Annotated in this window: 24 protein-coding genes and 1 pseudogene; 14 read left to right on the top strand and 11 right to left on the bottom strand. The window is 56.9% G+C overall.

Going from position 1 to position 26,157, the window contains the following annotated elements; genetic code table 11:
• Positions 1-37 precede the first annotated feature (37 nt).
• Positions 38-2,209, bottom strand: a pseudogene (locus HBA26_RS14095) (bifunctional aspartate kinase/homoserine dehydrogenase II); the annotation flags it as partial.
• A gap of 2 nt (positions 2,210-2,211) precedes the next feature.
• Positions 2,212-3,372 carry a cystathionine gamma-synthase gene (gene metB / locus HBA26_RS14100; protein WP_021242813.1) on the bottom strand — a complete coding sequence of 387 codons (1,161 nt, stop codon included), beginning with the start codon at positions 3,370-3,372 and terminating at the stop codon, positions 2,212-2,214.
• Between the two features lie 275 nt (positions 3,373-3,647).
• Here metB and metJ point away from each other — a divergent pair, with 275 nt between their 5' ends.
• A complete protein-coding gene (gene metJ / locus HBA26_RS14105) occupies positions 3,648-3,965 on the top strand; it encodes a met regulon transcriptional regulator MetJ (RefSeq protein WP_003862042.1) in 318 nt (105 codons plus the stop codon).
• 48 nt (positions 3,966-4,013) lie between these two features.
• Here the strand turns inward: metJ and rpmE are convergent, their stop codons facing one another.
• Positions 4,014-4,226, bottom strand: coding sequence for a 50S ribosomal protein L31 (gene rpmE, locus HBA26_RS14110; protein WP_003862040.1), 213 nt, complete (start codon positions 4,224-4,226; stop codon positions 4,014-4,016).
• A gap of 200 nt (positions 4,227-4,426) precedes the next feature.
• Here rpmE and priA point away from each other — a divergent pair, with 200 nt between their 5' ends.
• The 7 genes from priA to rraA all read left to right on the top strand — a co-directional run bounded on the left by priA (position 4,427) and on the right by rraA (position 12,383).
• Positions 4,427-6,622, top strand: a complete 2,196-nt coding sequence (priA, locus tag HBA26_RS14115; protein WP_126346094.1) for a primosomal protein N' — start codon at positions 4,427-4,429, stop codon at positions 6,620-6,622.
• Positions 6,623-6,741: 119 nt separating this feature from the next.
• Positions 6,742-7,767 (top strand): DNA-binding transcriptional regulator CytR, encoded by a 1,026-nt coding sequence (cytR, locus tag HBA26_RS14120; protein WP_041911797.1) that lies wholly within the window; start codon positions 6,742-6,744, stop codon positions 7,765-7,767.
• A gap of 93 nt (positions 7,768-7,860) precedes the next feature.
• Positions 7,861-8,847 (top strand): cell division protein FtsN, encoded by a 987-nt coding sequence (gene ftsN, locus HBA26_RS14125; protein ID WP_028014839.1) that lies wholly within the window; start codon positions 7,861-7,863, stop codon positions 8,845-8,847.
• Between the two features lie 94 nt (positions 8,848-8,941).
• Positions 8,942-9,472 (top strand): ATP-dependent protease subunit HslV, encoded by a 531-nt coding sequence (gene hslV / locus HBA26_RS14130; protein WP_014072345.1) that lies wholly within the window; start codon positions 8,942-8,944, stop codon positions 9,470-9,472.
• 9 nt (positions 9,473-9,481) lie between these two features.
• Positions 9,482-10,816 carry an HslU--HslV peptidase ATPase subunit gene (gene hslU / locus HBA26_RS14135; protein WP_028014840.1) on the top strand — a complete coding sequence of 445 codons (1,335 nt, stop codon included), beginning with the start codon at positions 9,482-9,484 and terminating at the stop codon, positions 10,814-10,816.
• Positions 10,817-10,878: 62 nt separating this feature from the next.
• A complete protein-coding gene (gene menA / locus HBA26_RS14140; protein ID WP_126346114.1) occupies positions 10,879-11,805 on the top strand; it encodes a 1,4-dihydroxy-2-naphthoate polyprenyltransferase in 927 nt (308 codons plus the stop codon).
• Between the two features lie 92 nt (positions 11,806-11,897).
• Positions 11,898-12,383 carry a ribonuclease E activity regulator RraA gene (rraA, locus tag HBA26_RS14145; RefSeq protein ID WP_014885702.1) on the top strand — a complete coding sequence of 162 codons (486 nt, stop codon included), beginning with the start codon at positions 11,898-11,900 and terminating at the stop codon, positions 12,381-12,383.
• Positions 12,384-12,967: 584 nt separating this feature from the next.
• Here the strand turns inward: rraA and zapB are convergent.
• Positions 12,968-13,207: a septal ring assembly protein ZapB gene (gene zapB, locus HBA26_RS14150; protein ID WP_028014842.1), complete on the bottom strand. Its 240-nt coding sequence runs from the start codon at positions 13,205-13,207 to the stop codon at positions 12,968-12,970.
• 398 nt (positions 13,208-13,605) lie between these two features.
• Between zapB and HBA26_RS14155 the strand changes: the two genes are divergently transcribed.
• The 4 genes from HBA26_RS14155 (at position 13,606) to fpr (ending at position 17,959) form a co-directional block, all read left to right on the top strand.
• A complete protein-coding gene (locus tag HBA26_RS14155; protein WP_028014843.1) occupies positions 13,606-14,451 on the top strand; it encodes an MIP/aquaporin family protein in 846 nt (281 codons plus the stop codon).
• A 21-nt stretch (positions 14,452-14,472) separates the two neighbouring features.
• Complete coding sequence (gene glpK / locus HBA26_RS14160; RefSeq protein ID WP_028014844.1) at positions 14,473-15,981, top strand: glycerol kinase GlpK; 1,509 nt, start codon at positions 14,473-14,475, stop codon at positions 15,979-15,981.
• Between the two features lie 124 nt (positions 15,982-16,105).
• On the top strand, positions 16,106-17,116 hold the full coding sequence (gene glpX, locus HBA26_RS14165) for a class II fructose-bisphosphatase (RefSeq protein ID WP_028014845.1): 1,011 nt from the start codon (positions 16,106-16,108) through the stop codon (positions 17,114-17,116).
• Positions 17,117-17,212: 96 nt separating this feature from the next.
• Positions 17,213-17,959 (top strand): ferredoxin--NADP(+) reductase, encoded by a 747-nt coding sequence (gene fpr, locus HBA26_RS14170; RefSeq protein ID WP_045260252.1) that lies wholly within the window; start codon positions 17,213-17,215, stop codon positions 17,957-17,959.
• On the opposite strand, the gene HBA26_RS14175 is transcribed toward fpr, so the two are convergent.
• Positions 17,960-18,379: a DUF805 domain-containing protein gene (locus HBA26_RS14175; protein WP_028014847.1), complete on the bottom strand. Its 420-nt coding sequence runs from the start codon at positions 18,377-18,379 to the stop codon at positions 17,960-17,962.
• Between the two features lie 112 nt (positions 18,380-18,491).
• Between HBA26_RS14175 and HBA26_RS14180 the strand changes: the two genes are divergently transcribed.
• On the top strand, positions 18,492-19,088 hold the full coding sequence (locus HBA26_RS14180) for a DUF1454 family protein (protein WP_028014848.1): 597 nt from the start codon (positions 18,492-18,494) through the stop codon (positions 19,086-19,088).
• A gap of 111 nt (positions 19,089-19,199) precedes the next feature.
• Positions 19,200-19,967, top strand: coding sequence for a triose-phosphate isomerase (gene tpiA, locus HBA26_RS14185; RefSeq protein WP_006808674.1), 768 nt, complete (start codon positions 19,200-19,202; stop codon positions 19,965-19,967).
• A gap of 38 nt (positions 19,968-20,005) precedes the next feature.
• Here tpiA and HBA26_RS14190 read toward each other — a convergent pair whose 3' ends face one another.
• The 6 genes from HBA26_RS14190 to cpxP all read right to left on the bottom strand — a co-directional run bounded on the left by HBA26_RS14190 (position 20,006) and on the right by cpxP (position 26,049).
• Entirely contained in the window at positions 20,006-21,310 is a 1,305-nt protein-coding gene (locus tag HBA26_RS14190) for an SLC13 family permease (RefSeq protein WP_126346095.1), read from the bottom strand.
• Between the two features lie 73 nt (positions 21,311-21,383).
• Positions 21,384-22,127 carry a CDP-diacylglycerol diphosphatase gene (locus HBA26_RS14195; protein ID WP_045630631.1) on the bottom strand — a complete coding sequence of 248 codons (744 nt, stop codon included), beginning with the start codon at positions 22,125-22,127 and terminating at the stop codon, positions 21,384-21,386.
• Positions 22,128-22,234: 107 nt separating this feature from the next.
• Positions 22,235-23,224: a sulfate ABC transporter substrate-binding protein gene (locus HBA26_RS14200; protein ID WP_028014851.1), complete on the bottom strand. Its 990-nt coding sequence runs from the start codon at positions 23,222-23,224 to the stop codon at positions 22,235-22,237.
• A gap of 134 nt (positions 23,225-23,358) precedes the next feature.
• Positions 23,359-24,321: a 6-phosphofructokinase gene (gene pfkA, locus HBA26_RS14205; RefSeq protein WP_028014852.1), complete on the bottom strand. Its 963-nt coding sequence runs from the start codon at positions 24,319-24,321 to the stop codon at positions 23,359-23,361.
• A 174-nt stretch (positions 24,322-24,495) separates the two neighbouring features.
• Positions 24,496-25,389, bottom strand: a complete 894-nt coding sequence (gene fieF, locus HBA26_RS14210) for a CDF family cation-efflux transporter FieF (RefSeq protein WP_028014853.1) — start codon at positions 25,387-25,389, stop codon at positions 24,496-24,498.
• A 153-nt stretch (positions 25,390-25,542) separates the two neighbouring features.
• Positions 25,543-26,049, bottom strand: a complete 507-nt coding sequence (cpxP, locus tag HBA26_RS14215; protein ID WP_028014854.1) for a cell-envelope stress modulator CpxP — start codon at positions 26,047-26,049, stop codon at positions 25,543-25,545.
• Positions 26,050-26,157 lie beyond the last annotated feature (108 nt).

Genomic DNA, 26,157 nt, shown 5'->3' on the forward strand with positions numbered 1-26,157 from the left:
TCCGTCGTCGGCAGCGTCAGATGTGTATAAGAGACAGCTGCACCATCTGGTCATTCAGCTCGTCGCCGTTTTCGAAGAAGTGATCAACAGAACCTTCTTCGCAGCCCGCAGGCACCAGCGACTCGACGCGTACGGAATCCGGCTCGATGTCATAACCGGCTTCACGCGCCAGGATCACCAGCTTGCGCATCACGTCTTTACCGGAGAGGTCAACGCGCGGATCGGGCTCGGTTAAGCCCTGCTGCCACGCCTGATCCACCAGGTCGGTGAACGGTACGGTGCCGTCAAACTGCAGGAACAGCCAGGAGAGCGTGCCGGAGAAGATCCCGCTCAGCGCCAGAATGCTGTCGCCGCTTTCAATCAGGTCACGCACGGTATGGTTAACCGGCAGTCCCGCGCCAACGGTGGCATTATAGAGCCAGTGGCGGCCCGTTTTTTCGAACGCGTCGTGGATCTGACGGTATTTATCTGTGCTGCTCGCCCCCGCCAGCTTGTTGGCGCTGATGACGTGGAAACCGTGGCTGGCAAAATCCAGATACTGATCGGCAAGCTGTTCGCTGGCTGTGACGTCCAGCACCACCAGATCGTCATACGGGTGCGCGCGCATCCACAGGAACAGCGACTCTTCATCCTGCTCAACCGCTTCATCGTTAAAGAAGGCAAGCGCCCGGCTGGCGTCCAGCCCTTCGTAGTTCAGCAGACTGCGGCGGCTATCCACCACGCCCGCAAGAATAAATTCAAACCCGGTACGCGCCGAAAGCGTGACCTGTTCGCGGGCGAACAGCTCCAGCCAGCGGGAACCGATGTTACCCTTACCAAACAGCACCAGGCCGATGCGTTTTTCCGCGCGGAACAGCGAGGTGTGCAGACCCTGAATCAGGCTTTCGGTTGGGCCTTTACGCAGCACGGCGACCAGGCTGATGCCCTCTTCTGACTGCCAGGTGAACTCCACCGGCTGGCCCTTCAGCTGCTGCCAGAAGCGGTGGCAGTGCAGCGGGTTACGGGTGACGCCCGCGCCGACCATCGCCACCAGCGCCAGCCCCTGACGCAGGCGAAGCTCGCCCGGCAGGCCCGCTTCGTCGAGAATTTTCAGCGCGCTGTCCGCCACTTCGGCGGTATAGCAGAACTGCAGCAGCTGACGATCGTTATGCACGCCAACGGCCAGCGGACGCACCTGGGCGCGCTTCAGGATCGTGTCGATATCTTTATGCGCCAGCCTGAAGTCCTGACCCGAAGGGACCTGGAACTCAATCAGGCAGATGTCGTCGTGGCTGGTGACAATGCGCGCGCCCGTGCCGGACGCCAGCACGCGCTCAATGCGGGTAGACCCCTGATCCGGCGTATAGCTACAGCGCAGCTGCAGGTCAATATCGCTGCCGGAAACCGGCTGCAGCGTACGGGCGTGCAGAACCGGTGCCGCCAGACGCGCCAGCTCGCTCGCTTCGTCGAGACGCAGCAGCGGAAGCAGGCAGGCATCTTTCACTTTACGCGGGTCCGCGCTGTAGACACCGGCCACGTCGCTCCAGATGGTAACGCGGGACACGCCCGCCAGGGCACCGATCTGCGTTGCCGAGTAGTCCGAGCCGTTACGGCCCAGCAGCACGGTTTCACCGGCGTTGCTGCGGCTGATAAAGCCGGTGACGACAATACGTTTGCCCGGATGCTGCACTAGCAGCTGTTGCAGCAGCGGATAGGACAACCCTTCGTCCACCTGCGGCTGAGCGGCGCGTTCCGCACGCAGGAAATCACGCGCGTCGAGCCAGGCCGCGTCTACGCCCAGGTGTTGCAGTACGGCGGCCATCAGGCGCGCGGACCACACTTCACCGTGGCCCACCACTTCGGCATACACCGCGTCGGTAATCCCGCTGTCCAGCAGAGCAGCCAGACGCTCAAGGTCATGCGTGAAGGCGCTGATCAGCCCGTCCGCCATGTCCGCAGGCAGCAGGCCGGCAATCAACTCGCTCTGGTAACGACGTAAGGACTGTTGCACCTGATGCGCAGAAAGGCGATCGGTCTGGCTCAGTTTCAGCCAGCTAATCAACTGGTTGGTGGTGCTGCCCGCCGCCGAGACAACCATTATGTCACCCGGCTGTGAATATTCGGTCATGATCCCTGCGACGCGCAGATAACATTTCACATCAGCAAGACTACTACCACCAAACTTGTGCAGCTGACGACCCTTCGCCCCTGCCTGCGCTATCACACTCATGATTACCCCTTGGCTGCGACCCGGAAGCCATTTTCCAGATCGGCAATTAAATCTTCAGAATCTTCAATACCGGTCGAGATACGCAGCAGCGTCTCGGAAATCCCGGCGGCGGCACGTGCTTCCGGTGCCATACCTGCGTGCGTCATGGTCGCGGCGTGGGAGATCAAGCTTTCAACCCCACCTAAGGATTCCGCCAGCGTAAACAATGACAGCCCGCTCAGGAAGCGACGCAGCGTTTGCTCGTCACCGTCCAGTTCAAAACTTAACATCGCGCCAAATCCCTTCTGCTGGCGCGCGGCAATCTCATGCCCCTGGTTTTCCGGCAGCGACGGGTGATAAAGCTTCTTCACCAGCGGCTGGGTTTTCAGGAAATCGACAATCGCCTGGGCATTACGCTGCGCCACGTCCATGCGCGGCGACAGCGTGCGGATGCCGCGCAACAGCAGGTAGCTGTCGAACGCGCCCGCGGTGACGCCGATATTATTAGCCCACCATGCCAGTTCCGTGACAACGTCGGGATCTTTTGCAATCACCACGCCCGCCACCACGTCAGAATGGCCGTTCAGATATTTAGTGCATGAATGCAATACCAGATCCGCACCCAGTGCTAACGGGTTCTGAAGGGCCGGACTGAGGAAGGTATTATCCACTACACTTATCGCTCCCGCATCCCTTGCGAGCTGACAAATTTTCGCAATGTCGACAACGCGCAACAATGGGTTGCTTGGACTTTCCACCAGAACCAGCTTCGGCTTCTCTGCCAGCGCCTGTTTCAGCGCCTGTTCGTCGTTTTGATCGACAAACAGCACGCGGTAGCAGCCGCGCTTTGCCAGGCTATCAAACAGACGATAGCTGCCGCCGTAACAGTCGTGCGGCGCAACCAGCAGATCGCCAGGCTTCAGGAACACCGTGGTCACCAGGTGAATGGCAGACATACCGGTATTGGTTAATACCGCACCCGCGCCGCCTTCCAGTTCCGCCAGCGCGCGCTGGGTTACATCACGCGTAGGGTTGCCGCGACGCGAGTAGTCATGCGCGCGCGGTTCATTAAATCCGGTGAAATTGTAGGTGCTGGAAAGATGAATGGGCGGGACAACGCAGCCGTACTGCTCGTCATCATTTAATCCGCTACGCACTGCGATCGTGGCCTGTTTACGCGTCATGGTGAGGGCTTCCTGGCGAATGAGGTGAAAAGTCAGCCACCAGAGTAAACATTGAAAGTATGGACGTCAATACATCTGGACATCTAAACTTCTTTGCGTATAGATTGAGCAATGCGCAAATAGCCGTTAAAATTATATGCTTTAGTGCACGCTGCAGCGGCAATATCCGTGCCACGGTATCGTCTCTACGGTAAACTACGCAAGATTACGGTTCAAAACGGGCAGTGACCGGTTTGCACCTTTAGATTAATGACTGAGAGGATTAAAGGTATCTCATGGCTGAATGGAGCGGCGAATATATCAGCCCATACGCTGAGCACGGTAAGAAGAGTGAGCAAGTAAAGAAAATTACGGTTTCCATTCCTCTGAAGGTGTTGAAGATCCTCACCGATGAACGTACGCGTCGTCAGGTGAACAACCTGCGTCACGCGACCAACAGCGAACTGCTGTGCGAAGCGTTCCTGCATGCGTTTACCGGCCAACCGTTGCCGAACGATGACGATCTGCGCAAAGAGCGTAGCGACGAAATCCCGGAAGAGGCGAAGGTGATCATGCGTGAACTGGGTATTGACCCGGAGACGTGGGAATACTGAGAAGCGGATACAAAAAAGGCACCTTGCGGTGCCTTTTTTTCGGGAAACTTATTTAGCGCCCGGGATGCTGAAACGCTTGTTGAAGCGGTCAACACGGCCACCGGTTGCAACATCACGCTGCTTACCAGTGTAGAACGGGTGGCATTTGCCGCACACGTCCAGGTTCAGATCGTGACCCACGGTAGAGCGGATCTGGATAGAGTTACCGCAAGAGCAGTTTGCAGTAATCATTTCGTATTTCGGGTGAATATCTTTTTTCATGGGAGAACCTCAGTTAAGGCCGCGTCGCTCTTCCAGCCCTAACGCCAGACACCACGCGATGTTGAATGTAAGTTCTTTGGCGTAAAGTACACCAAAGGCGGCGAATCATACAGAATTTAACCAACGTATGCAAACTGATCCGCACGCCGCTTTTACTAATGTGTATACTAACGCGCCACTTTTCAAGTCAGGAAGATTCGATGCCCGTCGCTCACGTTGCCCTGCCCGTTCCGCTTCCCCGCACCTTTGACTACCTGCTGCCCGACAGCATGAGCGCCAAAGCGGGCTGTCGCGTGACCGTGCCGTTTGGCAAACAGCAGCGCGTGGGGATCGTCGTCTCCGTCAGCGATAAAAGCGAATTGCCCCTCAATGAACTGAAATCGGTGGTTGAGGTGCTGGACAGCGAGCCGGTTTACTCCACCAGCACCTGGCGACTGCTGCTGTGGGCGGCAGATTATTATCATCACCCGATTGGCGACGTCCTGTTCCACGCCCTGCCGATCCTGCTGCGCCAGGGCAAGAGCGCCCGCCACGCCCCGATGTGGTACTGGTTTGCCACCGAACAGGGGCAGGCCGTAGACATCAACAGCCTGAAGCGTTCGCAGAAACAGCAGCAGGCGCTGGCGGCGCTGCGTCAGGGAAAAATCTGGCGGCACCAGGTCGACGAGCTTGAGGTCAGCGAAACGGCGCTACAGGCATTAAGAAAGAAAGGGTTGAGCGAGCTGGCCAGCGAAGCGCCCGCCCTTCACGACTGGCGCGACGGCTTCTCCGTCTCGGGCGATCGCCTGCGCCTGAATACCGAGCAGGCTACCGCGGTAGGCGCCATTCATAGCGCCTCGGACCACTTTTCCGCCTGGCTGCTGGCGGGCGTGACGGGCTCCGGCAAGACCGAAGTCTATCTGAGCGTGCTGGAAAACGTGCTCGCGCAGGGCAAACAGGCGCTGGTGATGGTGCCGGAAATCGGCCTGACACCGCAGACCATTGCCCGCTTCCGCGAGCGCTTTAACGCGCCCGTTGAGGTTCTGCACTCCGGGCTGAACGACAGCGAGCGCCTCAGCGCCTGGCTGAAAGCGAAAAACGGCGAAGCGGCGATTGTGATCGGCACCCGCTCGTCGCTGTTTACGCCGTTTAAAAACCTCGGCGTTATCGTGATCGACGAAGAGCACGACAGCTCCTATAAACAGCAGGAAGGCTGGCGCTATCACGCCCGCGATCTGGCGGTCTACCGTGCGCACAGCGAGCAAATTCCCATTATTCTCGGATCCGCCACGCCTGCGCTCGAAACGCTGCACAACGTGCGCCAGCGTAAATACCACATGCTGCGCCTGACGCGCCGCGCGGGGAATGCCCGCCCGGCCATTCAGCACGTGCTGGATCTCAAAGGCCAGCAGGTGCAAGCAGGCTTAGCGCCCGCCTTGATTTCCCGCATGCGCCAGCATTTGCAGGCGGGGAACCAGGTCATTCTGTTCCTCAACCGTCGCGGATTTGCCCCCGCCCTGCTGTGCCACGACTGCGGCTGGATTGCCGAGTGCCCGCGCTGCGACCACTACTACACCTTCCATCAGGCCCAGCGACATTTGCGCTGCCACCACTGCGACAGCCAGCGTCCCGTACCTCGCCAGTGCCCGTCATGTGGTTCCACGCATATCGTGCCGGTGGGGCTGGGAACGGAACAGCTGGAACAGGCGCTTGGCCCTTTCTTCCCGGACGTGCCTATTTCCCGAATCGACCGGGACACCACCAGCCGCAAGGGGGCGCTGGAGCAGCAGCTGGCGGAAGTGCATCGCGGCGGCGCGCGCATCCTGATTGGCACCCAGATGCTGGCCAAAGGGCACCACTTCCCGGACGTGACGCTGGTCGCCCTGCTGGACGTCGACGGCGCGCTGTTCTCGGCAGATTTCCGCTCCGCCGAGCGCTTCGCCCAGCTTTATACCCAGGTTGCCGGGCGTGCCGGACGCGCGGGGAAACAGGGCGAGGTGGTACTGCAAACGCATCACCCTGAGCACCCGCTGCTACAGACTCTGCTGCACAAAGGCTATGACGCCTTTGCCGAGCAGGCGCTGGCCGAACGCCAGACCATGCAGCTGCCGCCGTGGACCAGCCACGTCATCATCCGCGCGGAGGATCATAACAACCAGCAGGCGCCGCTTTTCCTGCAACAGCTGAGGAATCTCCTGCAGGCCAGCCCGCTGGTGGATAACCAGCTGTGGATCCTGGGCCCGGTGCCGGCGCTGGCGCCAAAACGCGGTGGACGTTTCCGCTGGCAGATTTTACTTCAGCACCCCTCGCGTATTCGCCTGCAGCACATCGTCAGCGGCACGCTGGCGCTCATCAATACCCTGCCGGAAGCGCGTAAAGTGAAGTGGGTACTGGACGTCGATCCCATCGAAGGCTGAAGACGGATCGAAAAATTTAACGCGCCTCACACTTTTTATGAAAATTCTGTAACCGATTCCATTAACTATCTGTAAAAATGGTGATGTCCGCAGTTCGGTGTTCAGGCGAGGAGAAGACGTTGAAGTCCAGGAAAGAGGTTGCCACGGCGACCATGAAAGACGTTGCCGAGAAAGCACAAGTCTCAACGGCAACCGTGTCCCGCGCATTAATGAACCCGGATAAAGTCTCCCAGGCGACCCGTAACAAGGTTGAACAGGCGGCGCTGGAAGTGGGGTATTTCCCGCAGGCGATGGGGCGGAACGTCAAGCGCAATGAATCCCGGACCATCCTGGTAATAGTGCCGGATATCTGCGATCCCTTCTTCAGCGAGATCATTCGCGGTATCGAAGTGACGGCGGCGGAGCAGGGCTATCTGGTGCTGATTGGCGACTGCGCTCACCAGAACCAGCAGGAAAAAACCTTTATCGACCTCATTATCACCAAGCAGATTGACGGCATGCTGCTGCTTGGCTCGCGCCTGCCGTTTGATGCCAGCATCGAAGAACAGCGCAATTTACCGCCGATGGTAATGGCCAACGAATTTGCGCCTGAGCTTGAGCTGCCGACGGTCCACATTGATAACCTCACCGCCGCGTTCAACGCCGTAAACTATCTCCAGGAGCTGGGGCATAAGCGGATTGGCTGCATTGCCGGGCCGGAAGAGATGCCGCTGTGCCACTACCGCCTGCAGGGCTATGTTCAGGCGCTGCGCCGTACCGGTGCGATTGTCGATCCGCACTATATTGCGCGCGGTGATTTTACCTTTGAAGCGGGCGGACAGGCGCTGGAGAAACTGCTGGCGCTGCCGGAACCGCCAACGGCGGTGTTCTGCCACAGCGACGTGATGGCGCTGGGTGCGCTTTCACACGCCAAGCGCCGTGGCTTACGCGTGCCGAAAGATTTGTCGATTATCGGATTCGATAACATTTCACTTTCAGAGTTTTGCGATCCACCGCTCTCCACCGTTTCACAACCGCGCTATCAGATTGGCCGCGAAGCGATGCTGCTTCTGCTGGATCAGCTGCAGGGTCAAACGGTTAGCAGCGGCTCGCGTTTGCTGGACTGCGAGCTGATTATTCGCGGCTCTACCCAGGCATTGACTTAAAGTAAACGCCTTTCGGACACCCTTATCTGGTCAAAGCCCCGCCGCTTAAGTAACATGGCGGGCTGACGAACGAATAAATACAGCGAAACGATAGTGGCACAACGAGATTATGTACGTCGCGGCCAGCCGGCACCTTCGCGACGCAAAAAGAGCAGTTCAAAAAGCAAGCAGCGTAATCTGCCTGCGGTCTCGCCAGCAATGGTCGCTATTGCTGCGGCCGTGCTGGTGGCCTTTATTGGCGGCCTGTACTTCATCACGCACCATAAAAAAGAAGAGTCCGAGGCCCTTCAGGGCAACAAAGTGGTGGGAAATGGTCTGCCGCCGAAACCTGAAGAGCGCTGGCGCTATATTAAAGAGCTGGAAAGTCGTCAGCCCGGCGTGCGTGCGCCTACTGAGCCCTCAGCCGGTGGCGAAGTGAAGAATGCCGATCAGCTGACGGACGAGCAGCGCCAGCTGCTGGCACAGATGCAGGCCGATATGCGCCAGCAGCCGACGCAGCTGAATGAAGTGCCGTGGAATGAACAAACGCCAGCGCAGCGTCAGCAAACGTTGCAGCTGCAGCGTCAGCGCCAGGCACAAATTCAACAGCAGCAACAGCAGCAGTGGACGCAAACTCAGCCGGTACAGCAGCCGAAGGCCCAGCCATACCAGCAACCGCAGCAGCAGACGCGTACGGTGCAGTCGCAGCCTGTTCAACAGCCAAAAGCGCAGCCGCCAAAGCAAGCGGCGCAGCCGTATCAGGATCTGCTCCAGACGCCAGCGCATACCACCGCGCAGCAGCCGAAAACGCAGCAGGCCGCGCCGGTAACCAAAGAGACCGAAGCGCCGAAGCAGACGGCAGAGAAAAAAGACGAGCGCCGCTGGATGGTGCAGTGCGGTTCGTTTAAAGGTGCCGAGCAGGCGGAAACGGTACGTGCTCAGCTGGCGTTCGAAGGATTTGATTCACGCATTACCACCAATAACGGCTGGAACCGCGTGGTGATCGGCCCGGTTAAAGGCAAAGAAAACGCAGACGGCACCATTTCCCGTTTGAAAGTGGCTGGGCACACAAACTGCATTCGACTCGCCTCCGGGGGTTGAAACCCCCAAAATCCCCCCCATCTATCATTTAATTCAGCCCTGAGCACAGGCTCAGGGCTTCTGTTTCCCGAATCTGTAACCAGGGGGTCTGCTCGTGACAACAATAGTAAGTGTACGCCGTAACGGCCAGGTGGTAATTGCCGGTGATGGCCAGGCCACGCTGGGTAATACCGTCATGAAAGGCAACGTGAAGAAAGTCCGTCGTCTCTACAACGACAAAGTGATCGCCGGTTTCGCAGGCGGCACGGCGGATGCCTTCACGCTGTTTGAACTGTTTGAACGCAAGCTGGAAATGCACCAGGGTCATCTGGTGAAAGCTGCCGTTGAGCTGGCAAAGGACTGGCGTACCGACCGTATGCTGCGCAAGCTCGAAGCGCTGCTGGCGGTCGCGGATGAAACCGCTTCGCTTATCATCACCGGTAACGGTGACGTGATTCAGCCGGAAAACGACCTGATTGCCATCGGCTCTGGCGGCCCTTATGCCCAGGCTGCAGCCCGCGCGCTGTTGGAAAATACCGACATGAACGCGCGTGATATCGCGGTGAAGGCGTTGGATATTGCAGGTGATATCTGCATCTATACCAACCACAACCACACCATCGAAGAATTGACCTCCAAAGCGTAAGGATCTCCCATGTCTGAAATGACCCCACGCGAAATTGTCAGCGAACTGAACAAACACATTATCGGCCAGGATAACGCTAAGCGCTCCGTGGCTATCGCGCTGCGTAACCGCTGGCGTCGTATGCAGCTTGACGAAGAGCTGCGTCACGAAGTCACCCCGAAAAACATTCTGATGATCGGCCCGACCGGCGTCGGTAAAACCGAAATCGCCCGTCGTCTGGCGAAGCTGGCGAACGCGCCGTTCATCAAAGTTGAAGCCACCAAGTTCACCGAAGTGGGCTATGTGGGTAAAGAAGTGGACTCTATCATCCGCGACCTGACCGATTCTGCGATTAAGATGGTGCGCGTCCAGGCGATTGAGAAAAACCGCTACCGCGCGGAAGAGATGGCCGAAGAGCGTATTCTCGACGTGCTGATCCCACCGGCGAAAAACAACTGGGGCCAGGCTGAACAGCAGGCTGAACCTTCAGCCGCGCGTCAGGCGTTCCGCAAAAAACTGCGTGAAGGCCAGCTGGACGACAAAGAGATTGAGATCGACCTCGCGGCCGCGCCGATGGGCGTGGAAATCATGGCGCCTCCGGGCATGGAAGAAATGACCAGCCAGCTGCAGTCCATGTTCCAGAACCTGGGCGGCCAAAAGCAGAAAGCGCGTAAGCTGAAAATCAAAGACGCGATGAAGCTGCTGATTGAAGAAGAAGCGGCGAAGCTGGTGAATCCGGAAGAGCTGAAGCAGGACGCTATCGACGCGGTTGAGCAGCACGGTATCGTGTTTATCGACGAAATCGACAAAATTTGTAAGCGCGGCGGCAACAGCTCCGGTCCGGACGTATCCCGCGAAGGCGTACAGCGCGATCTGCTGCCGCTGGTTGAAGGCTGCACCGTCTCTACCAAGCACGGCATGGTGAAAACGGACCACATTCTGTTTATCGCTTCCGGTGCATTCCAGGTAGCCAGCCCGTCGGATCTGATCCCCGAACTGCAGGGTCGTCTGCCGATCCGCGTTGAGCTGCAGGCGCTGACCACCGAAGATTTCGAGCGCATCCTGACGGAGCCAAACGCCTCTGCTACCGTGCAGTACAAGGCGCTGATGGCGACCGAAGGCGTGAACCTCGAATTCACCGAAGACGGTATCAAGCGTATCGCCCAGGCCGCATGGCAGGTCAACGAAACCACCGAGAACATCGGTGCGCGTCGTCTGCACACCGTGCTGGAACGCCTGGTAGAAGACATCTCATATGACGCGAGCGACCTCAACGGTCAAACCATTACCATCGACGCAGACTATGTGAGCAAACATCTGGATGCGTTAGTGGCAGATGAAGATCTGAGCCGTTTTATCCTATAATCGCGGTTACTGCATTCTCATCACTGTTAATGGGGGCTAAAGCCCCCATTTTTATTGGCAAAATTACTATGACTGATATCAGCCGTACTCAGGCGTGGCTCGAAAGTCTGCGTCCTAAAACGCTTCCTCTGGCCTTTGCCGCCATTATTGTCGGCACCGCGCTTGCCTGGTGGCAAGGGCATTTCGATCCGCTGGTGGCAGGTCTGGCGCTCATTACCGCCGGGCTGCTGCAAATCCTCTCTAACCTCGCGAACGATTATGGCGATGCGGTAAAAGGCAGCGACAAGCCTGACCGTATCGGGCCGCTGCGCGGGATGCAAAAAGGGGTGATCACCCAGGCACAGATGAAGCGCGCGCTGATTATCACCGTGGTGCTGATTTGCTTATCTGGCCTGGCGCTGGTGACGGTCGCCTCGAAAACCACCAGCGACTTCATTGGCTTCCTGGTGCTGGGCCTGCTCGCCATTATCGCGGCCATCACCTACACCGTCGGCACGCGCCCTTACGGCTATATTGGCCTTGGGGATATCTCTGTGCTGGTGTTCTTCGGCTGGCTGAGCGTAATGGGGAGCTGGTACTTACAGGCGCATACGGTGATCCCTGCCCTGTTCCTCCCGGCGACCGCCTGCGGCCTGCTGGCGACGGCGGTACTCAATATCAATAATCTGCGCGATATCGACAGCGATCGTGAGAACGGCAAGAACACGCTGGCGGTGCGTCTGGGGCCGGTGAATGCGCGCCGCTATCATGCCTGCCTGCTTATTGGCGCGCTGGTTTGCCTGGCGCTGTTTAACCTGATTTCTCTGCACAGTCTATGGGGCTGGCTGTTTGTGCTTGCTGCGCCGCTGCTGGTTAAGCAGGCCCGCTTTGTGATGCGTGAACTCAGCCCGGCAGCCATGCCGCCGATGCTGGAGCGAACGGTAAAAGGCGCGCTGCTGACTAACCTGTTGTTCGTCGTCGGGATTGTGTTAAGCCAGACGCTCAGTTAGCTGACAAATATCAATTAACAATTGATGATTTTGCCAACAACGCATTTCGCACGATATACTGAACACATTCGCAGCAACTGAGCGTTAAACCTATGAAATACGATACCTCCGAGCTTTGTGACATCTACCAGGAAGATGTCAACGTCGTTGAACCGCTGTTCTCCAACTTTGGTGGGCGGTCATCGTTTGGCGGGCAAATCGTCACGGTGAAATGTTTCGAGGACAACGGGTTGCTGTACGATCTGCTCGAACAGAACGGCCGTGGCCGCGTACTGGTGGTCGACGGCGGCGGGTCCGTGCGTCGCGCACTGATTGATGCTGAACTGGCCGGCATTGCCGTCCAGAACGAGTGGGAAGGCATCGTGGTGTACGGTTCCGTGCGTCAGGTGGACGATCTCGAAGACCTGGATATTGGAATTCAGGCCATCGCGGCCATTCCGGTAGGCGCTGCGGGTGACGGCATCGGCGAAAGCGACGTGCGCGTTAACTTCGGCGGCGTGACCTTCTTCTCAGGCGATCATCTCTACGCCGATAATACCGGCATTATCCTTTCTGAAGATCCGCTGGATATCGAGTAATAAAACCATAAGCGTGAACCATAAAAAAACCGCCAACAGCAATGTGGCGGTTTTTTTGTCCCTCGGGATTCGCGGTCCGTTGGGAAGTTTTGCAACCTTTAACCAGGATTTTTATCTTACCCTGGTTCAAACCTCAGGTAACCCCATCGACCCTTTATAAATTCCTAATTATCTATGAAAACCTTAACTACGCTGCTATTGCTCATTATGATGCAGCGTCCCTTTCCGCCATTTCGCACATGGGCATCGGTCCAGGGAAAGGTGTAACCACAACCGTAAAGCAGCCTTTAACCAGGCTTGTGTCCACCGACTTATCACCGGTGGTGAACGGTGGAGCGGTTAGCCGCAGGGACCGCATAATGAAACGCTATTTATGTATCGCGTTCATTGTCGCCAGCGTACTCGTTGTAAAAAGTGATGAACCGATCGGGTTTGTTGCGTTTACCACGATAGCGCAGGATAAGTAGCGTTAAGGCCGCCTTGGGCGGCCTTTTTTATGGTTGGATGTCAGTCAGCGAGAACCATAAAAAAAGCCGGGTGGCGGCGTCGCCTTACCCGGCCTGTTCAGTTCATCCCAGTGGGAATCAGACTTCTTCCATACGTCCCAGCAGCGCCTGCAGGCGATCCTGCCAGCCGTTCTGCTGTTCACGCAGCTGGTTGTTTTCGCGCTCCAGTTCTTCGCGGCCGTGCTGAGCGTTCTGAACTTCCTGCGCCAGGCTGTTGTTCTTCTCTTTCAGCTCTTCAATTTCCATCTGCAGCAGCGTGATGGTGTCAATCGCCTGCTGTACTTTCGCTTCCAGTTTCTCAAACACTTCTAAAGACATGATCCTACCTCTCCTGAATTGCAAGGCGACGCTTTAACGTAAACGCGCACAACATATGTTCCGATTGTATGGAGCGCAGTCGCCCCTGTCCAGCGGCATGCCACGTAGATCGCGGTTTGCAACACTTTTCGGCCTCGTCCTGGTGCGTTCGCGGCATATACCTCTAAGTTGTTAACCCATTCGTTAAAAAAATGATTCAGCACACCGTGCGCTACTGATGCAAAAACGCGCTTTATGGCGCGAAAACGCTCATTTTATTGACACAGACCACACATTTTAATTTCGATATTTCTCGTTTTTGCTCGTTAACGATAAATTAACACTATGTCTACAGGGCATCGTGGCTGTCACGGGCGGCCACGCTAACAATAAACATCAATTTCTTCAGGATTCCGATTATGAGTCAGACATCAACCTTAAAAGGCCAGTGCATTGCCGAGTTCCTTGGTACCGGGTTGTTGATATTCTTCGGAGTGGGCTGTGTCGCTGCACTGAAAGTGGCGGGTGCCAGTTTTGGTCAGTGGGAAATCAGTATCATCTGGGGTCTGGGCGTGGCGATGGCCATCTACCTGACTGCAGGGGTCTCTGGCGCACATCTTAACCCGGCGGTGACTATCGCACTGTGGCTGTTCGCGTGCTTCGACGGACGCAAAGTTGTTCCCTTCATTATTTCTCAATTTGCCGGCGCGTTTTGCGCAGCGGCGTTAGTTTACGGGCTTTATTACAATCTTTTCATCGACTTCGAACAGACGCATCATATGGTGCGCGGTAGCGTCGAAAGTCTGGATCTGGCAGGCATCTTCTCAACCTACCCTAACCCGCATATCAATTTTGTGCAGGCGTTCGCAGTTGAAATGGTGATTACCGCTATTCTGATGGGCGTCATTATGGCTTTGGGCGATGATGGTAACGGCATTCCGCGTGGCCCGCTGGCGCCATTGCTGATTGGCCTGCTGATCGCCGTCATCGGTGCATCCATGGGGCCGTTAACAGGGTTTGCGATGAACCCGGCGCGTGACCTGGGTCCAAAAACCTTCGCCTTCTTTGCAGGATGGGGCGACGTGGCTTTCACCGGCGGCAAAGATATTCCTTACTTCCTGGTACCGCTGTTCGGACCAGTCGTAGGGGCGGCACTGGGTGCATTTGGCTATCGCAAATTAATCGGTCGCCACTTACCGTGCGACACCTGTGTGGAAGAGGAGAAGGAAACGACTTCTACCGCACAACAAAAAGCTTCGCTGTAATCTGACTACGGGACACATACCATGACCGAAAAAAAATATATCGTTGCGCTCGACCAGGGCACTACCAGCTCCCGCGCTGTCGTAATGGATCATGACGCGAATATCGTCAGCGTGTCACAGCGCGAATTTGAGCAAATTTATCCTCGTCCAGGCTGGGTAGAACACGACCCGATGGAGATCTGGGCGTCACAAAGCTCCACGCTGGTAGAAGTGCTGGCGAAAGCCGACATCAGTTCCGACGAAATCGCCGCGATTGGTATCACCAACCAGCGTGAAACCACCGTGGTGTGGGAACGCGAAACCGGTAAGCCGATTTACAACGCCATCGTCTGGCAGTGCCGCCGTACGTCAGAGATCTGCGAACAGCTTAAGCGTGACGGGATGGAAGAGTACGTGCGTAGCGCCACCGGCCTGGTGGTTGACCCGTACTTCTCCGGCACCAAAGTGAAGTGGATCCTCGACCACGTGGAAGGTTCACGCGAGCGTGCAAAACGCGGCGAGCTGCTGTTCGGTACCGTCGATACCTGGCTTATCTGGAAGATGACTCAGGGACGTGTCCACGTTACTGACTACACTAACGCCTCGCGCACCATGCTGTTCAACATCAACACCCTGGAGTGGGATGACAAGATGCTGGACGCGCTGGATATTCCGCGCGCGATGCTGCCTGAAGTGCGTAAGTCGTCTGAAGTCTACGGCCAGACCAACATCGGCGGTAAAGGCGGCACCCGTATTCCTATCGCCGGTATCGCCGGTGACCAGCAGGCGGCGCTGTTCGGCCAGCTGTGCGTCAAGGAAGGGATGGCGAAGAACACCTACGGCACCGGCTGCTTTATGCTGATGAACACCGGCGAGAAAGCGGTGAAATCAGAAAACGGCCTGCTGACCACCATCGCCTGCGGCCCGCGCGGCGAGGTGAACTATGCCCTGGAAGGTGCGGTGTTTATGGCGGGCGCATCTATTCAGTGGCTGCGCGACGAGATGAAGCTGATCAGCGATGCGTTTGACTCCGAGTACTTCGCGACCAAAGTGAAAGACACCAATGGCGTGTATGTGGTGCCAGCGTTCACCGGTCTGGGCGCACCGTACTGGGACCCGTATGCCCGCGGCGCAATTTTCGGCCTGACGCGCGGAGTGAACTCAAACCACATCATTCGTGCGACCCTGGAATCCATCGCCTACCAGACGCGTGACGTGCTGGAAGCGATGCAGGCAGACTCCGGCATTCGTTTACACGCCCTGCGCGTGGACGGTGGCGCGGTGGCCAACAACTTCCTGATGCAGTTCCAGTCCGACATTCTGGGCACCCGCGTTGAGCGCCCTGAAGTACGTGAAGTGACGGCACTGGGCGCGGCGTATCTTGCGGGTCTCGCGGTAGGCTTCTGGCAGAACCTGGACGAGTTGCAGGAGAAAGCGGTCATCGAACGCGAATTCCGCCCTGGCATCGAAACCACCGAGCGCAACTACCGCTACAGCGGCTGGAAGAAAGCGGTGAAACGCGCCCTTGCGTGGGAAGAGCACGAAGAGTAAGCCTATATTCCCTCTCCCTGTGGGAGAGGGTTAGGGTGAGGGGCATCGACCGCACCGGTTCCCCTCACCCCTCCCCACTCTGTGATAAACTTCGTGCAATTCCTTTTGATTGTACGAGTCCCTCATGAAACGTGAACTTGCTATCGAGTTTTCCCGCGTCACCGAAGCAGCCGCCCTTGCAGGCTATAAATGGCTGGGTCGTGGCGACAAAAATACCGCAGATGGCGCGGCCGTCCACGCCATGCGCATTGTGCTTAACCAGGTCAACATCGACGGCACTATCGTCATCGGTGAAGGCGAGATCGACGAAGCGCCGATGCTCTACATCGGTGAAAAGGTCGGGACCGGCAAAGGCGATGCGGTGGATATCGCGGTGGACCCGATCGAAGGCACGCGCATGACGGCGATGGGCCAGGCCAACGCCCTGGCGGTGCTGGCCGTGGGCGATAAAGGCTGCTTCCTCAACGCGCCAGACATGTATATGGAAAAGCTGATTGTCGGCCCTGGTGCGAAAGGCGCAATCGATCTCAGCCTGCCGCTGGACGCCAACCTGCGCAATATCGCGGCGGCGCTGGCTAAACCGCTCAACGAACTCACCGTGACCATTCTGGCGAAACCGCGCCACGACGCCACCATCTCTTATCTGCAGGCACTCGGCGTGCGCGTGTTTGCCATTCCGGATGGCGACGTTGCCGCGTCTATTCTGACCTGCATGCCGGACAGCGAAGTCGACGTGCTTTACGGCATCGGCGGCGCGCCGGAAGGCGTGGTCTCTGCGGCGGTGATCCGCGCGCTGGACGGCGATATGCAGGCGCGCCTTCTGCCGCGCCATGAGGTGAAAGGCGACAGCGACGAAAACCGTCGTATCGGTGAGGACGAGCTGGCGCGCTGCGCAGCGATGGGCATCGAAGCCAATAAAGTACTGGCGCTGAACGACATGGCGCGCAGTGATAACGTCGTCTTCTCTGCAACCGGCATCACCAAAGGCGATCTGCTGGACGGCATCACCCGCAAGGGCAACATGGCGACCACTGAAACGCTGCTGATCCGCGGTAAATCGCGCACCATCCGACGCATTCAGTCCATTCACTATCTCGACCGTAAAGACCCGGACGTGCAGACGCACATTCTGTAAAACCGTTTGATCGATAGAGCTTTCCGGCCCGAAGGGGCTGGAAATGTTTCCCACAAGTACGGAAGATAGAACAGAGAAACAGCACAGGAGAAGATCATGGCGGACTGGGTAACAGGTAAAGTCACAAAGATAGAATTCTGGACCGATGCGCTATTTAGTCTCACCCTGCATGCTCCCGTTCACCCGTTTAAGGCCGGGCAATTTGCCAAGCTGGGGCTGGATGTCGACGGCGAGCGCGTGCAGCGCGCCTACTCTTACGTTAACGCGCCGGATAACCCGGATCTCGAGTTCTATCTGGTCACCGTTCCTGACGGTAAGCTCAGCCCGCGCCTTGCCGCCCTTCAGCCCGGCGACGATGTGCAGATTGTGAGCGAAGCGGCAGGCTTCTTTGTGCTCGAAGAGATCCCGGATTGTGACACGCTCTGGATGCTGGCAACCGGCACGGCCATCGGTCCGTATCTCTCTATCTTGCAGTACGGTAAGGATCTGGAGCGCTTCAAAAACATCGTGCTGGTGCACGCCGCGCGCTATGCCGCAGATTTAAGCTATCTCCCGCAGATGCAGGCGCTGGAACAGCAGTATGGCGGAAAGTTAAAGATTCAGACGGTAGTCAGCCGCGAAACCGTAGCAGGAGCGCTTACCGGTCGCGTACCGGCGTTAATTGAGAGCGGCGCACTGGAAGACGCGGTGGGTTTACCGATGACGGCCGAAACCAGCCACGTCATGCTGTGCGGTAACCCGCAGATGGTCCGGGACACGCAGCAGCTTCTGAAGGATACCCGGCAGATGACGAAACATCTTCGCCGCCGGCCGGGCCATATGACCGCCGAACACTACTGGTGATCAGCGGTATTTCACCTCGACGGTATCTTTACCGTATTTATTTTCGCTCTGGGTGCCGATAAACGCGCCCAGATCGACAATCATCATCACGAAGATGACCGACGGCAGCAGCCTGCCCACGACCCACGGCAGGATGGAAGGCAGCATCGCCCAGTTCCCTGCCACCAGCATCCACGCCAGTATGATCAAAAATGCCCACGCGCCGGAGCGGCCGCGATCGTGCAGGCGTTTCACCACGACGGCCGCCGTCGGCCATAGCAGGCAGACCAGTGCAAATGCCGCCGTTTGCGTGCTCAGCCAGGCGTTATAAGCAACGAAAAAAAGAAGCAGCATGGCGACGACCCACGTCACCATCCAGACCCAGAAATCACGGCGTCCAATACGCCCTTTGAATGAAAACAGCCACTGCTGTATGGTCATGTAAGGTTCCTTATTATCGTTTAGCCCGCATTTTACCCTGGAGTTGTGACCTTTTGACAAACCGACCAGATATCGTTTTAATCATGAGCACTTACGGCCAGGTGCAATGTTGATGAAAAATTCGGCACATTCTCTCTTCCTGTGTTTAGCGATGCTCGGCGCGGGTTTTCCGCTGCACGCCGCCAACACCGCGGCCCCCACCACTGCGCCGTATTTGCTGGCGGGCGCACCGTCTTTCGATCAGTCCATCAGCCAGTTTCGCGAAGCTTTCAATCAGGCCAACCCAGGGCTGCCGCTGGATGAGTTTCGCGCCATTGATAGCTCGCGCGATACCCCTACACTGACCCGTGCAGCGAGCAAGATTAACGAGAATTTGTATGCTTCCACGGCGCTGGAGCGCGGTACGTTAAAAATCAAAAGCATGCAAATCACCTGGCTACCGATTCAGGGGCCAGAGCAGAAAGCGGCTAAATCGAAGGCGCTTGATTACATGAGCGCGGTGCTGCAGGCGTTTACGCCTGCGCTGACGAAAAAGCAGAGCCAGCAAAAGCTGCAAAAGCTGCTGACCGCCGGTAAAAACAAGCGGTACTACGCCACAACCGAAGGCGCGATTCGCTATGTAGTGGCGGATAACGGCGAAAAAGGACTGACCTTCGCCGTTGAACCGATTAAGCTGGCGCTATCTGACACCCTTGGCGGGGCCAATTAATGACAAAAAGCAAAGCCTTTCGAGGGAAAATCTCTATACTGATTCACAGACCATGCTGCCCGACAGGGCGGCCATATTCCTTAATTCGCTTATTTAGCGTGGAGAATTGAAATGCGACATCCTTTAGTGATGGGTAACTGGAAACTGAACGGCAGCCGCCACATGGTAAACGAACTGGTTGCAAACCTGCGTAAAGAGCTGGCTGGCGTGACCGGCTGCGCGGTTGCTATCGCTCCGCCGGATATGTACCTGGATCTGGCTAAACGTGCCGCTGACGGCAGCCACATCGTGCTGGGCGCGCAGAACGTTGACGTTAACCTGTCTGGCGCGTTCACCGGTGAAACTTCCGCTGAAATGCTGAAAGATATCGGCGCGAAATACATCATCATCGGCCATTCCGAGCGTCGCACTTACCACAAAGAATCTGACGAGTTCATCGCGAAGAAATTTGCCGTGCTGAAAGAGCAGGGTCTGATCCCGGTTCTGTGCATCGGTGAAACCGAAGCGGAAAACGAAGCGGGCAAAACCGAAGAAGTGTGTGCACGTCAGATCGACGCCGTGCTGAAAACGCAGGGCGCGGCAGCGTTCGAAGGCGCGGTTATCGCTTACGAGCCAGTCTGGGCGATCGGTACCGGCAAATCTGCTACCCCTGCGCAGGCTCAGGCAGTTCACAAATTCATCCGTGACCACATTGCTAAAGCCGACGCGAAAGTGGCTGAGCAAGTGATCATCCAGTACGGCGGCTCCGTAAACGCCTCCAACGCTGCTGAGCTGTTCACCCAGCCAGATATCGATGGCGCGCTGGTTGGCGGTGCATCCCTGAAAGCGGACGCTTTCGCGGTGATCGTTAAAGCGGCAGAAGCGGCTAAACAGGCGTAATGGCCTTTGTGGCGGGTGGCGCTTGCGCTTACCCGCCGCTACAAACGCCCTAACACGCTAAACCACAGATAATCCAGCGGCAGCAGCACCAGATACGTCGCAATCGCCAGCGCCAGGCAGAGCACCATCCCCGCCCTTGCAGGCACCTTTCCTAGCCCCATCGCCACCACAATCGGCGACGCCTGATACGGCAGCAGCGGCGTGGAATAGCCCAGTACCTGAATCATGATCACCGACAGCAGCGGGAAACCGGTCGCATCCGAGAAGCTCTGCGCCAGCGTGGTGTACAGCGCCGGAACGCCGTTGGCAGTCATAATGAAGTTGAGTGCCGTAGTAATTCCGGTTAGCGCCAGGAAGCTGGTGAACGGTTTGTCCGCATCCAGCGGCATTATGCGCAGCAGCGCCTCGCCTACGGCCGCTCCGATACCCGTTTGCGTCACGACGATCGCCAGCCCGAGAATACCCGCAACGTAAATGCAGGTGCGCATATTTACCCCCGCCGAGAACTCCTCGCCGGTGATAAAACCAATGCGCGGCAGCATAACGATAATCGAGGCCGCCAGCCCCGTCCACGCCGGCCCCACGCCGTGCCAGCTCTCCGTCACCCACATCATCAGCACCACCACCAGCAGCCAGGCGAGTCGTTTTTCGTCACGCCCCATCGGTTCAGCCAGCGTGAAATCCTTCGCCGGTTTCGGGTTGCCGGGGAACAGCCAGCAGATGAGGCCAATCAGAATCAGGCCTTTGAGAATACCGAGCACCGGCGTGTGCAGCAGCAGATACGGGACATAGTTCAGGTGAATGCCATACGAGCCTTCCGCCGCGCCGCTCATGACCAGGTTAGGCACGTTGGCGGGCAGAATGGTGGCCGAGAGCTGGAAGGTACCGAAGCCGACTGCCAGCGCAAGGCCGAACCAGGCGCGGGAGCCGTCGGCAATACCGGCGCGTTTCGCCATCGCCGCGACAATGGGCATCAGCAGCGCAATACGCCCCATGTTTGACGGCATTACAAACGCCAGCGCGTAGCTGAGCAATACCACGCTCGCCACCATCAGCATCCAGGAGTCAGTGAGCTTTGCCGACAGCGCCCGGGCGGCCCTGTCCGCCAGGCCGGTTTTACGGATCGCCACGCCGAGCACAAAGCCGCTGAAGACCAGCCAGAAAGCCGACGAGGCAAAACCGCCAAAAATCACCTCCGGCGGGGCGATTCTGGCGGTCATCGCCGCCGTGAAAAACAGCAGTGCGGTGATAAATTCCGGCAACAGCGACGTCGCCCACAGCACGATGGTGACGCCGACGATCAGCGAGGGCAGCAGCAGAGGATGCGTTAACCAGAGCGACATACCTGTCTCCTGTAGATTTTTTCAGCAAGTCTACGGTGACAGGCAGCCTGAGTAAACGCGATTTATGGTGGGGTTATTTCAGGATAGCGCATTGATGATCCTGCAATTCCTCTGCCGACGCGCGGTTAAGCGTGAGCAGGTTCCGCTCGGTCGCCAGCAAAACAAACGAACCATCCGACTGCTGCGCCATCGCCAGCGCGAAGCGTCCCATATGGTCGCGCGCCTCCGGCAGCTCTTCCGCCAGCATCATAAACGGACTGCGCTGGACCAGTTCATTCTCCGTCACCCGGCGTGCGAGGTACTCATGCCCTTCCAGCCCACCCGGGAACGGTAGCCACTGGGTGCTGATATCTCCCTGCGCCGCGTTGAGCTTCTCGCGCACGTCCGGGCGCAGGCAGGAGATATGGATATGGAAATGGTTTTGCGTGCGTCCGGTCGGTGAGTTAATCGTCAGCGAAATAGCGCTGTCCGGCACTTCAGAGCCACGCTTCAGGGTCATAAAGCTGCGCGACTGCCACGCCAGCCAGAAGAAGTTTGGCGTATGAGGCTCGGTCAGGAGCGGGCTTTCGGTGCCGTTGATGCGGTACGTTGGCATCAGCAGATACTGCAGCGGCCCGTTGCGGTCCTTAAATACCACATAGCCCGCATCAGGCTTCACCTGCGCGCAGGGTGCCGGGTTACGGTGCTGCAGCTGATTAGGCAGACACTGGTCGAGGACGATATGGCGCAACGCATTCGGATTACCCGCTTTTATCCAGTACACGCCGCCTGCGGCAAGGGCGATGACAATCAGGATCAGTAAGATAATTTTTTTCACAACGCGTTCCCTGTTTTCAATAGAGGCAAAAGAGTAACGCAAAATGATGACCAAATAAAAAACCCGGTGGATTTCTCACACCGGGTCGCCGTGTCGTTTGCTAACCGTTAGCGCTGGCTAATCTGGTCGAAGGTGCCGCCATTAGAGAAGTGCTCTTTCTGCGCTTTCGTCCAGCCGCCGAACACATCATCAATGGTGAAGAGCTTCAGTTTCGGGAATTCGCTGTCGTATTTCTTCGCGACAGCCGCATCACGTGGACGATAGAAGTTCTTCGCCGCGATTTCCTGGCCTTCCGGCGAGTAGAGATACTTCAGGTAGGCTTCCGCCACCGCTTTGGTGCCTTTCTTATCAACGACCTTATCGACCACGGAAACGGTCGGCTCGGCGAGGATGGATTCGCTCGGAGTCACGATCTCAAACTTGTCTTTACCCAGTTCGTGGGTCGCCAGTAGAGCTTCGTTTTCCCAGGCAATAAGCACGTCGCCAATTCCGCGCTCGACGAAGGTGTTAGTGGCACCGCGCGCGCCGGAGTCCAGCACTTCAACGTTTTTGTACAGGGATTTGACGAACTCCTGTGCTTTAGCCTGGTCACCGTTATTGTGGTGCAGCGCGTAGCCCCAGGCCGCCAGGTAGTTCCAGCGTGCCCCGCCGGAGCTTTTCGGGTTCGGGGTAATCACAGAAACGCCCGGTTTGATCAGATCGTTCCAGTCCTTAATCTGTTTCGGGTTGCCTTTACGCACCAGGAAGACGATGGTCGAGGTGTATGGCGCGGAGTTGTCCGGCAGGCGTTTGATCCAGTTTTTGTCGATACGGCCACGCTCGGCGATAGCGTCGACATCATAGGCCAGCGCCAGGGTAACCACGTCGGCTTCAATACCGTTAATTACCGATGTCGCCTGCTTACCGGAGCCACCGTGCGACTGACGAACCACCACGTTATCGCCGGTTTCCTGCTTCCAGTGCGCCGCGAAGGCTTTGTTGTATTGATCGTACAGCTCACGCGTCGGGTCGTACGACACGTTGAGAAGTTGAATGTCCTTTGCCAGCACGCTGGTCGATGCCAGCAATAATGTTAACCCCACGCCCCATTTATTCATCGCCCAGCTCTCTTGTGTAGTGTTTTGATGAATGCAGCGTGCCAGAAAGCGAATCGATGATTAAAGAATAAAAAAAGATTGGCTATAACGTGGAGGAATAAAAGCCCTCTTCAGAAAGAAGAGGGCTCGAAGGATCAGTACAGTTTTTTCGCGCAGTCCAGCCAGTCACCTTTGAACGGACGCTTCATGTTTTCAATCGCGTCGATGATGTCATGGTGAACCAGCTGTTCGTTCTGAATACCGACGCAGCGGCCGCCGTGGCCCTGCAGCAGCAGCTCGATAGCGTACGCGCCCATGCGGGACGCCAGAATACGGTCGTACGGGCCAGGGGAACCACCGCGCTGGATGTGGCCCAGAACGGTCGCGCGGGTTTCGCGTTTGGTTTCGGTTTCGATGTACTTCGCCAGCTCGTCAACGTCACAGATGTGCTCGGTGATAGCCACAATCGCGTGTTTCTTACCTTTCGCGATACCGGCTTTGATTTCAGCAACCAGATCTTCGCGGCTGAATTCCACTTCCGGAACCACCACAAACTCACAACCACCGGCGATAGCCGCTGCCAGGGTCAGGTCACCGCAGTAACGGCCCATCACTTCAACGATAGAGATACGCTGGTGAGAAGAAGAGGTGTCACGCAGGCGGTCAATGGCTTCCACAACGGTGCCCAGCGCGGTGAAGTAACCGATGGTGTAGTCAGTGCCTTTGATGTCGTTGTCGATGGTGCCCGGCAGGCCGATGCACGGGAAGCCCATTTCGGTCAGACGTTTTGCACCCATGTACGAGCCGTCACCGCCGATAACGACCAGCGCGTCCAGACCACGCTTTTTCATGTTCTCGATAGCCACTTCACGGATGTGTTCGTCACGGAATTCCGGGAAGCGCGCAGACCCAAGGAAGGTACCGCCACGGTTGATCATGTCAGACACGCTGTAGCGGTCGAGCTGAACCATACGGTCTTCATACAGACCCAGGTAACCATCATAGATACCAAAAACTTCCAGACCTTCCGTCAGCGCTGCACGGACAACCCCACGAATTGCCGCGTTCATGCCCGGCGCATCACCGCCGCTTGTCAACACACCGATTTTCTTAATCATGACTACCTCTGAACTTAGGAATGCAAAATTGAAATCTGTTGCCGGAAGAAACTTATCGACCAACGAATACTGCAAATAGTATATCAATCCCTTCTGGCTGAATTGATTCAGGTCAGACCAAATGGCGGTAATTTATACACAAAATGCTGGCCTGGCTCACTTTTTTACAACGAATTACGAAAGCCCAACATGTCCGGGTACAACCGAGCAGGGATCCTGGTGAATGATGACGTCTGAACCAGGAAAACGCTGCAAAATCGCCTGCTCGACCTGCTCAGCAATAACGTGAGCCTGTACCAGTGGCAGGTTGTCTTCCATTTCAATATGAATCTGAATAAAGCGGGTCGGCCCTGACTGCCGCGTTCGAAGATCGTGTGCACCGCTGACGCCGGGCCAGGAGGTCACGATAGAAAAAATTTCGTTACGTTCTGAGTCCGGAAGAGCGCGATCGAGCAGTGATTGCACCGCGTCATACCCCATCCGCAGGGCGCTATATAAAATATAGATACCAATCCCTAACGCAAACAACGCATCGGCCCGATGCCAGCCATACCAGGCCAGACCGAGTGCAATAAGAATAGCCCCATTCATCATAACATCAGATTGATAATGAAGCATATCCGCCCGTACGGCCTGACTTTGCGTTTTGCGAACGACCCAGCGCTGGAACGTTACCAGAACAAGTGTGCTTATAAGTGCAATGACCGTGACGACCACGCCGACACCGGGATTGTTCATCGGTGAAGGTGAAACCAGATGCTGAATACCGGTCAAAAACAGGAACAGTGCAGAGCCAGAAATGAACATACTTTGCGCCAGCGCCGCGAGCGATTCCGCCTTGCCGTGCCCAAACGTGTGCTCTTCATCCGCCGGCTGCAGCGAGTAGCGCACCACCAGGAGGTTGGTCAGCGAGGCGGCGATATCGACCAGTGAATCCACCAGCGCCGCCAGAATACTGACCGAGCCGGTATACCACCAGGCAAAGATTTTGATCAGCAGCAGGCCAGAGGCCATGACGGTCGCCGCAATGGCGGCCCGGCTTACCAGCCTTCCATAGGATTGATTCATAAACGCTCCTGTCATGTCATGCCGCTAGTATAACGGAAGCATGGGGAGGCAAAGGATGAATAAACGGTTAACAAATCAGAATGCGGGGCAAAAAAAACCCCCACATCATGTGGGGGAAGACAGGGATGATGTCTATGGCAAGGAAAACAGGGTTTACTGGTTACTACGGGTACTGCTATTGCTACTGAAAAACGTCGCTTCTGAGCTTCGCTGCATCCGTGCAACCTCACGCAGCTGGTCCATACGCTGCTGATGTTTGGCATTCAAAACCGCTTGCTGCTCGGGCGTTAGCAGGTGGAACATCTGGTTGCGGACCTTCGCCATTTCTACCTGGCGGGCAACCTGTTCCTGTGCCATTTTTTCGGCCTGAGCGCGAACAGCGCTTTCGTCAAAATTTTCTGCGGTGACAAGGCGATGCATTGTCTCCATTTCGCTAACATTAACAGGGGGCTGGTCGTGTCGTGCCCTCTGCATCAGATCTCGCATCTGTTGACGCTGATGTTCGGTTAAACTTATGCCGTCAAACATATGGCTTTGGCTGCTGTGCTGCGTTGCGCCCTCTTGCGAGGAACCGTTATCGCCGATGATAGCTACAGCAGCCTGGCTAAACGCACTGAACGCCAGCGTTGAGGCCATGACGGCAGCGGTAACTTTGCGCATCACTTGCTCCCAAAATCTTTCGTGTCGCGATTCAACGAGAGACAGTCTACGATTCAGGCTGCAAACATGCGTCAGGGGGTGTAAAACAACGTAAAGTCATGGATTAGA

Origin of the sequence: Enterobacter sp. 725m/11 (genome assembly GCF_011683705.1) — a bacterium.
Taxonomy (GTDB): Bacteria; Pseudomonadota; Gammaproteobacteria; order Enterobacterales; family Enterobacteriaceae; genus Enterobacter; species Enterobacter bugandensis.

What these genes read in the sequence shown, in the direction of transcription:
- priA (WP_126346094.1), top strand. Translation starts at nt 4,427, where the DNA reads ATGCCCGTCGCTCACGTTGCCCTGCCCGTTCCGCTTCCCCGCACCTTT.
- fieF (WP_028014853.1), bottom strand. Translation starts at nt 25,389, where the DNA reads ATGAATCAATCCTATGGAAGGCTGGTAAGCCGGGCCGCCATTGCGGCG.
- rraA (WP_014885702.1), top strand. Translation starts at nt 11,898, where the DNA reads ATGAAATACGATACCTCCGAGCTTTGTGACATCTACCAGGAAGATGTC.
- cpxP (WP_028014854.1), bottom strand. Translation starts at nt 26,049, where the DNA reads ATGCGCAAAGTTACCGCTGCCGTCATGGCCTCAACGCTGGCGTTCAGT.
- HBA26_RS14200 (WP_028014851.1), bottom strand. Translation starts at nt 23,224, where the DNA reads ATGAATAAATGGGGCGTGGGGTTAACATTATTGCTGGCATCGACCAGC.
- HBA26_RS14175 (WP_028014847.1), bottom strand. Translation starts at nt 18,379, where the DNA reads ATGACCATACAGCAGTGGCTGTTTTCATTCAAAGGGCGTATTGGACGC.
- rpmE (WP_003862040.1), bottom strand. Translation starts at nt 4,226, where the DNA reads ATGAAAAAAGATATTCACCCGAAATACGAAATGATTACTGCAAACTGC.
- glpX (WP_028014845.1), top strand. Translation starts at nt 16,106, where the DNA reads ATGAAACGTGAACTTGCTATCGAGTTTTCCCGCGTCACCGAAGCAGCC.
- tpiA (WP_006808674.1), top strand. Translation starts at nt 19,200, where the DNA reads ATGCGACATCCTTTAGTGATGGGTAACTGGAAACTGAACGGCAGCCGC.
- HBA26_RS14180 (WP_028014848.1), top strand. Translation starts at nt 18,492, where the DNA reads ATGAAAAATTCGGCACATTCTCTCTTCCTGTGTTTAGCGATGCTCGGC.
- metB (WP_021242813.1), bottom strand. Translation starts at nt 3,372, where the DNA reads ATGACGCGTAAACAGGCCACGATCGCAGTGCGTAGCGGATTAAATGAT.
- glpK (WP_028014844.1), top strand. Translation starts at nt 14,473, where the DNA reads ATGACCGAAAAAAAATATATCGTTGCGCTCGACCAGGGCACTACCAGC.
- HBA26_RS14190 (WP_126346095.1), bottom strand. Translation starts at nt 21,310, where the DNA reads ATGTCGCTCTGGTTAACGCATCCTCTGCTGCTGCCCTCGCTGATCGTC.
- fpr (WP_045260252.1), top strand. Translation starts at nt 17,213, where the DNA reads ATGGCGGACTGGGTAACAGGTAAAGTCACAAAGATAGAATTCTGGACC.
- pfkA (WP_028014852.1), bottom strand. Translation starts at nt 24,321, where the DNA reads ATGATTAAGAAAATCGGTGTGTTGACAAGCGGCGGTGATGCGCCGGGC.
- zapB (WP_028014842.1), bottom strand. Translation starts at nt 13,207, where the DNA reads ATGTCTTTAGAAGTGTTTGAGAAACTGGAAGCGAAAGTACAGCAGGCG.
- hslU (WP_028014840.1), top strand. Translation starts at nt 9,482, where the DNA reads ATGTCTGAAATGACCCCACGCGAAATTGTCAGCGAACTGAACAAACAC.
- HBA26_RS14155 (WP_028014843.1), top strand. Translation starts at nt 13,606, where the DNA reads ATGAGTCAGACATCAACCTTAAAAGGCCAGTGCATTGCCGAGTTCCTT.
- metJ (WP_003862042.1), top strand. Translation starts at nt 3,648, where the DNA reads ATGGCTGAATGGAGCGGCGAATATATCAGCCCATACGCTGAGCACGGT.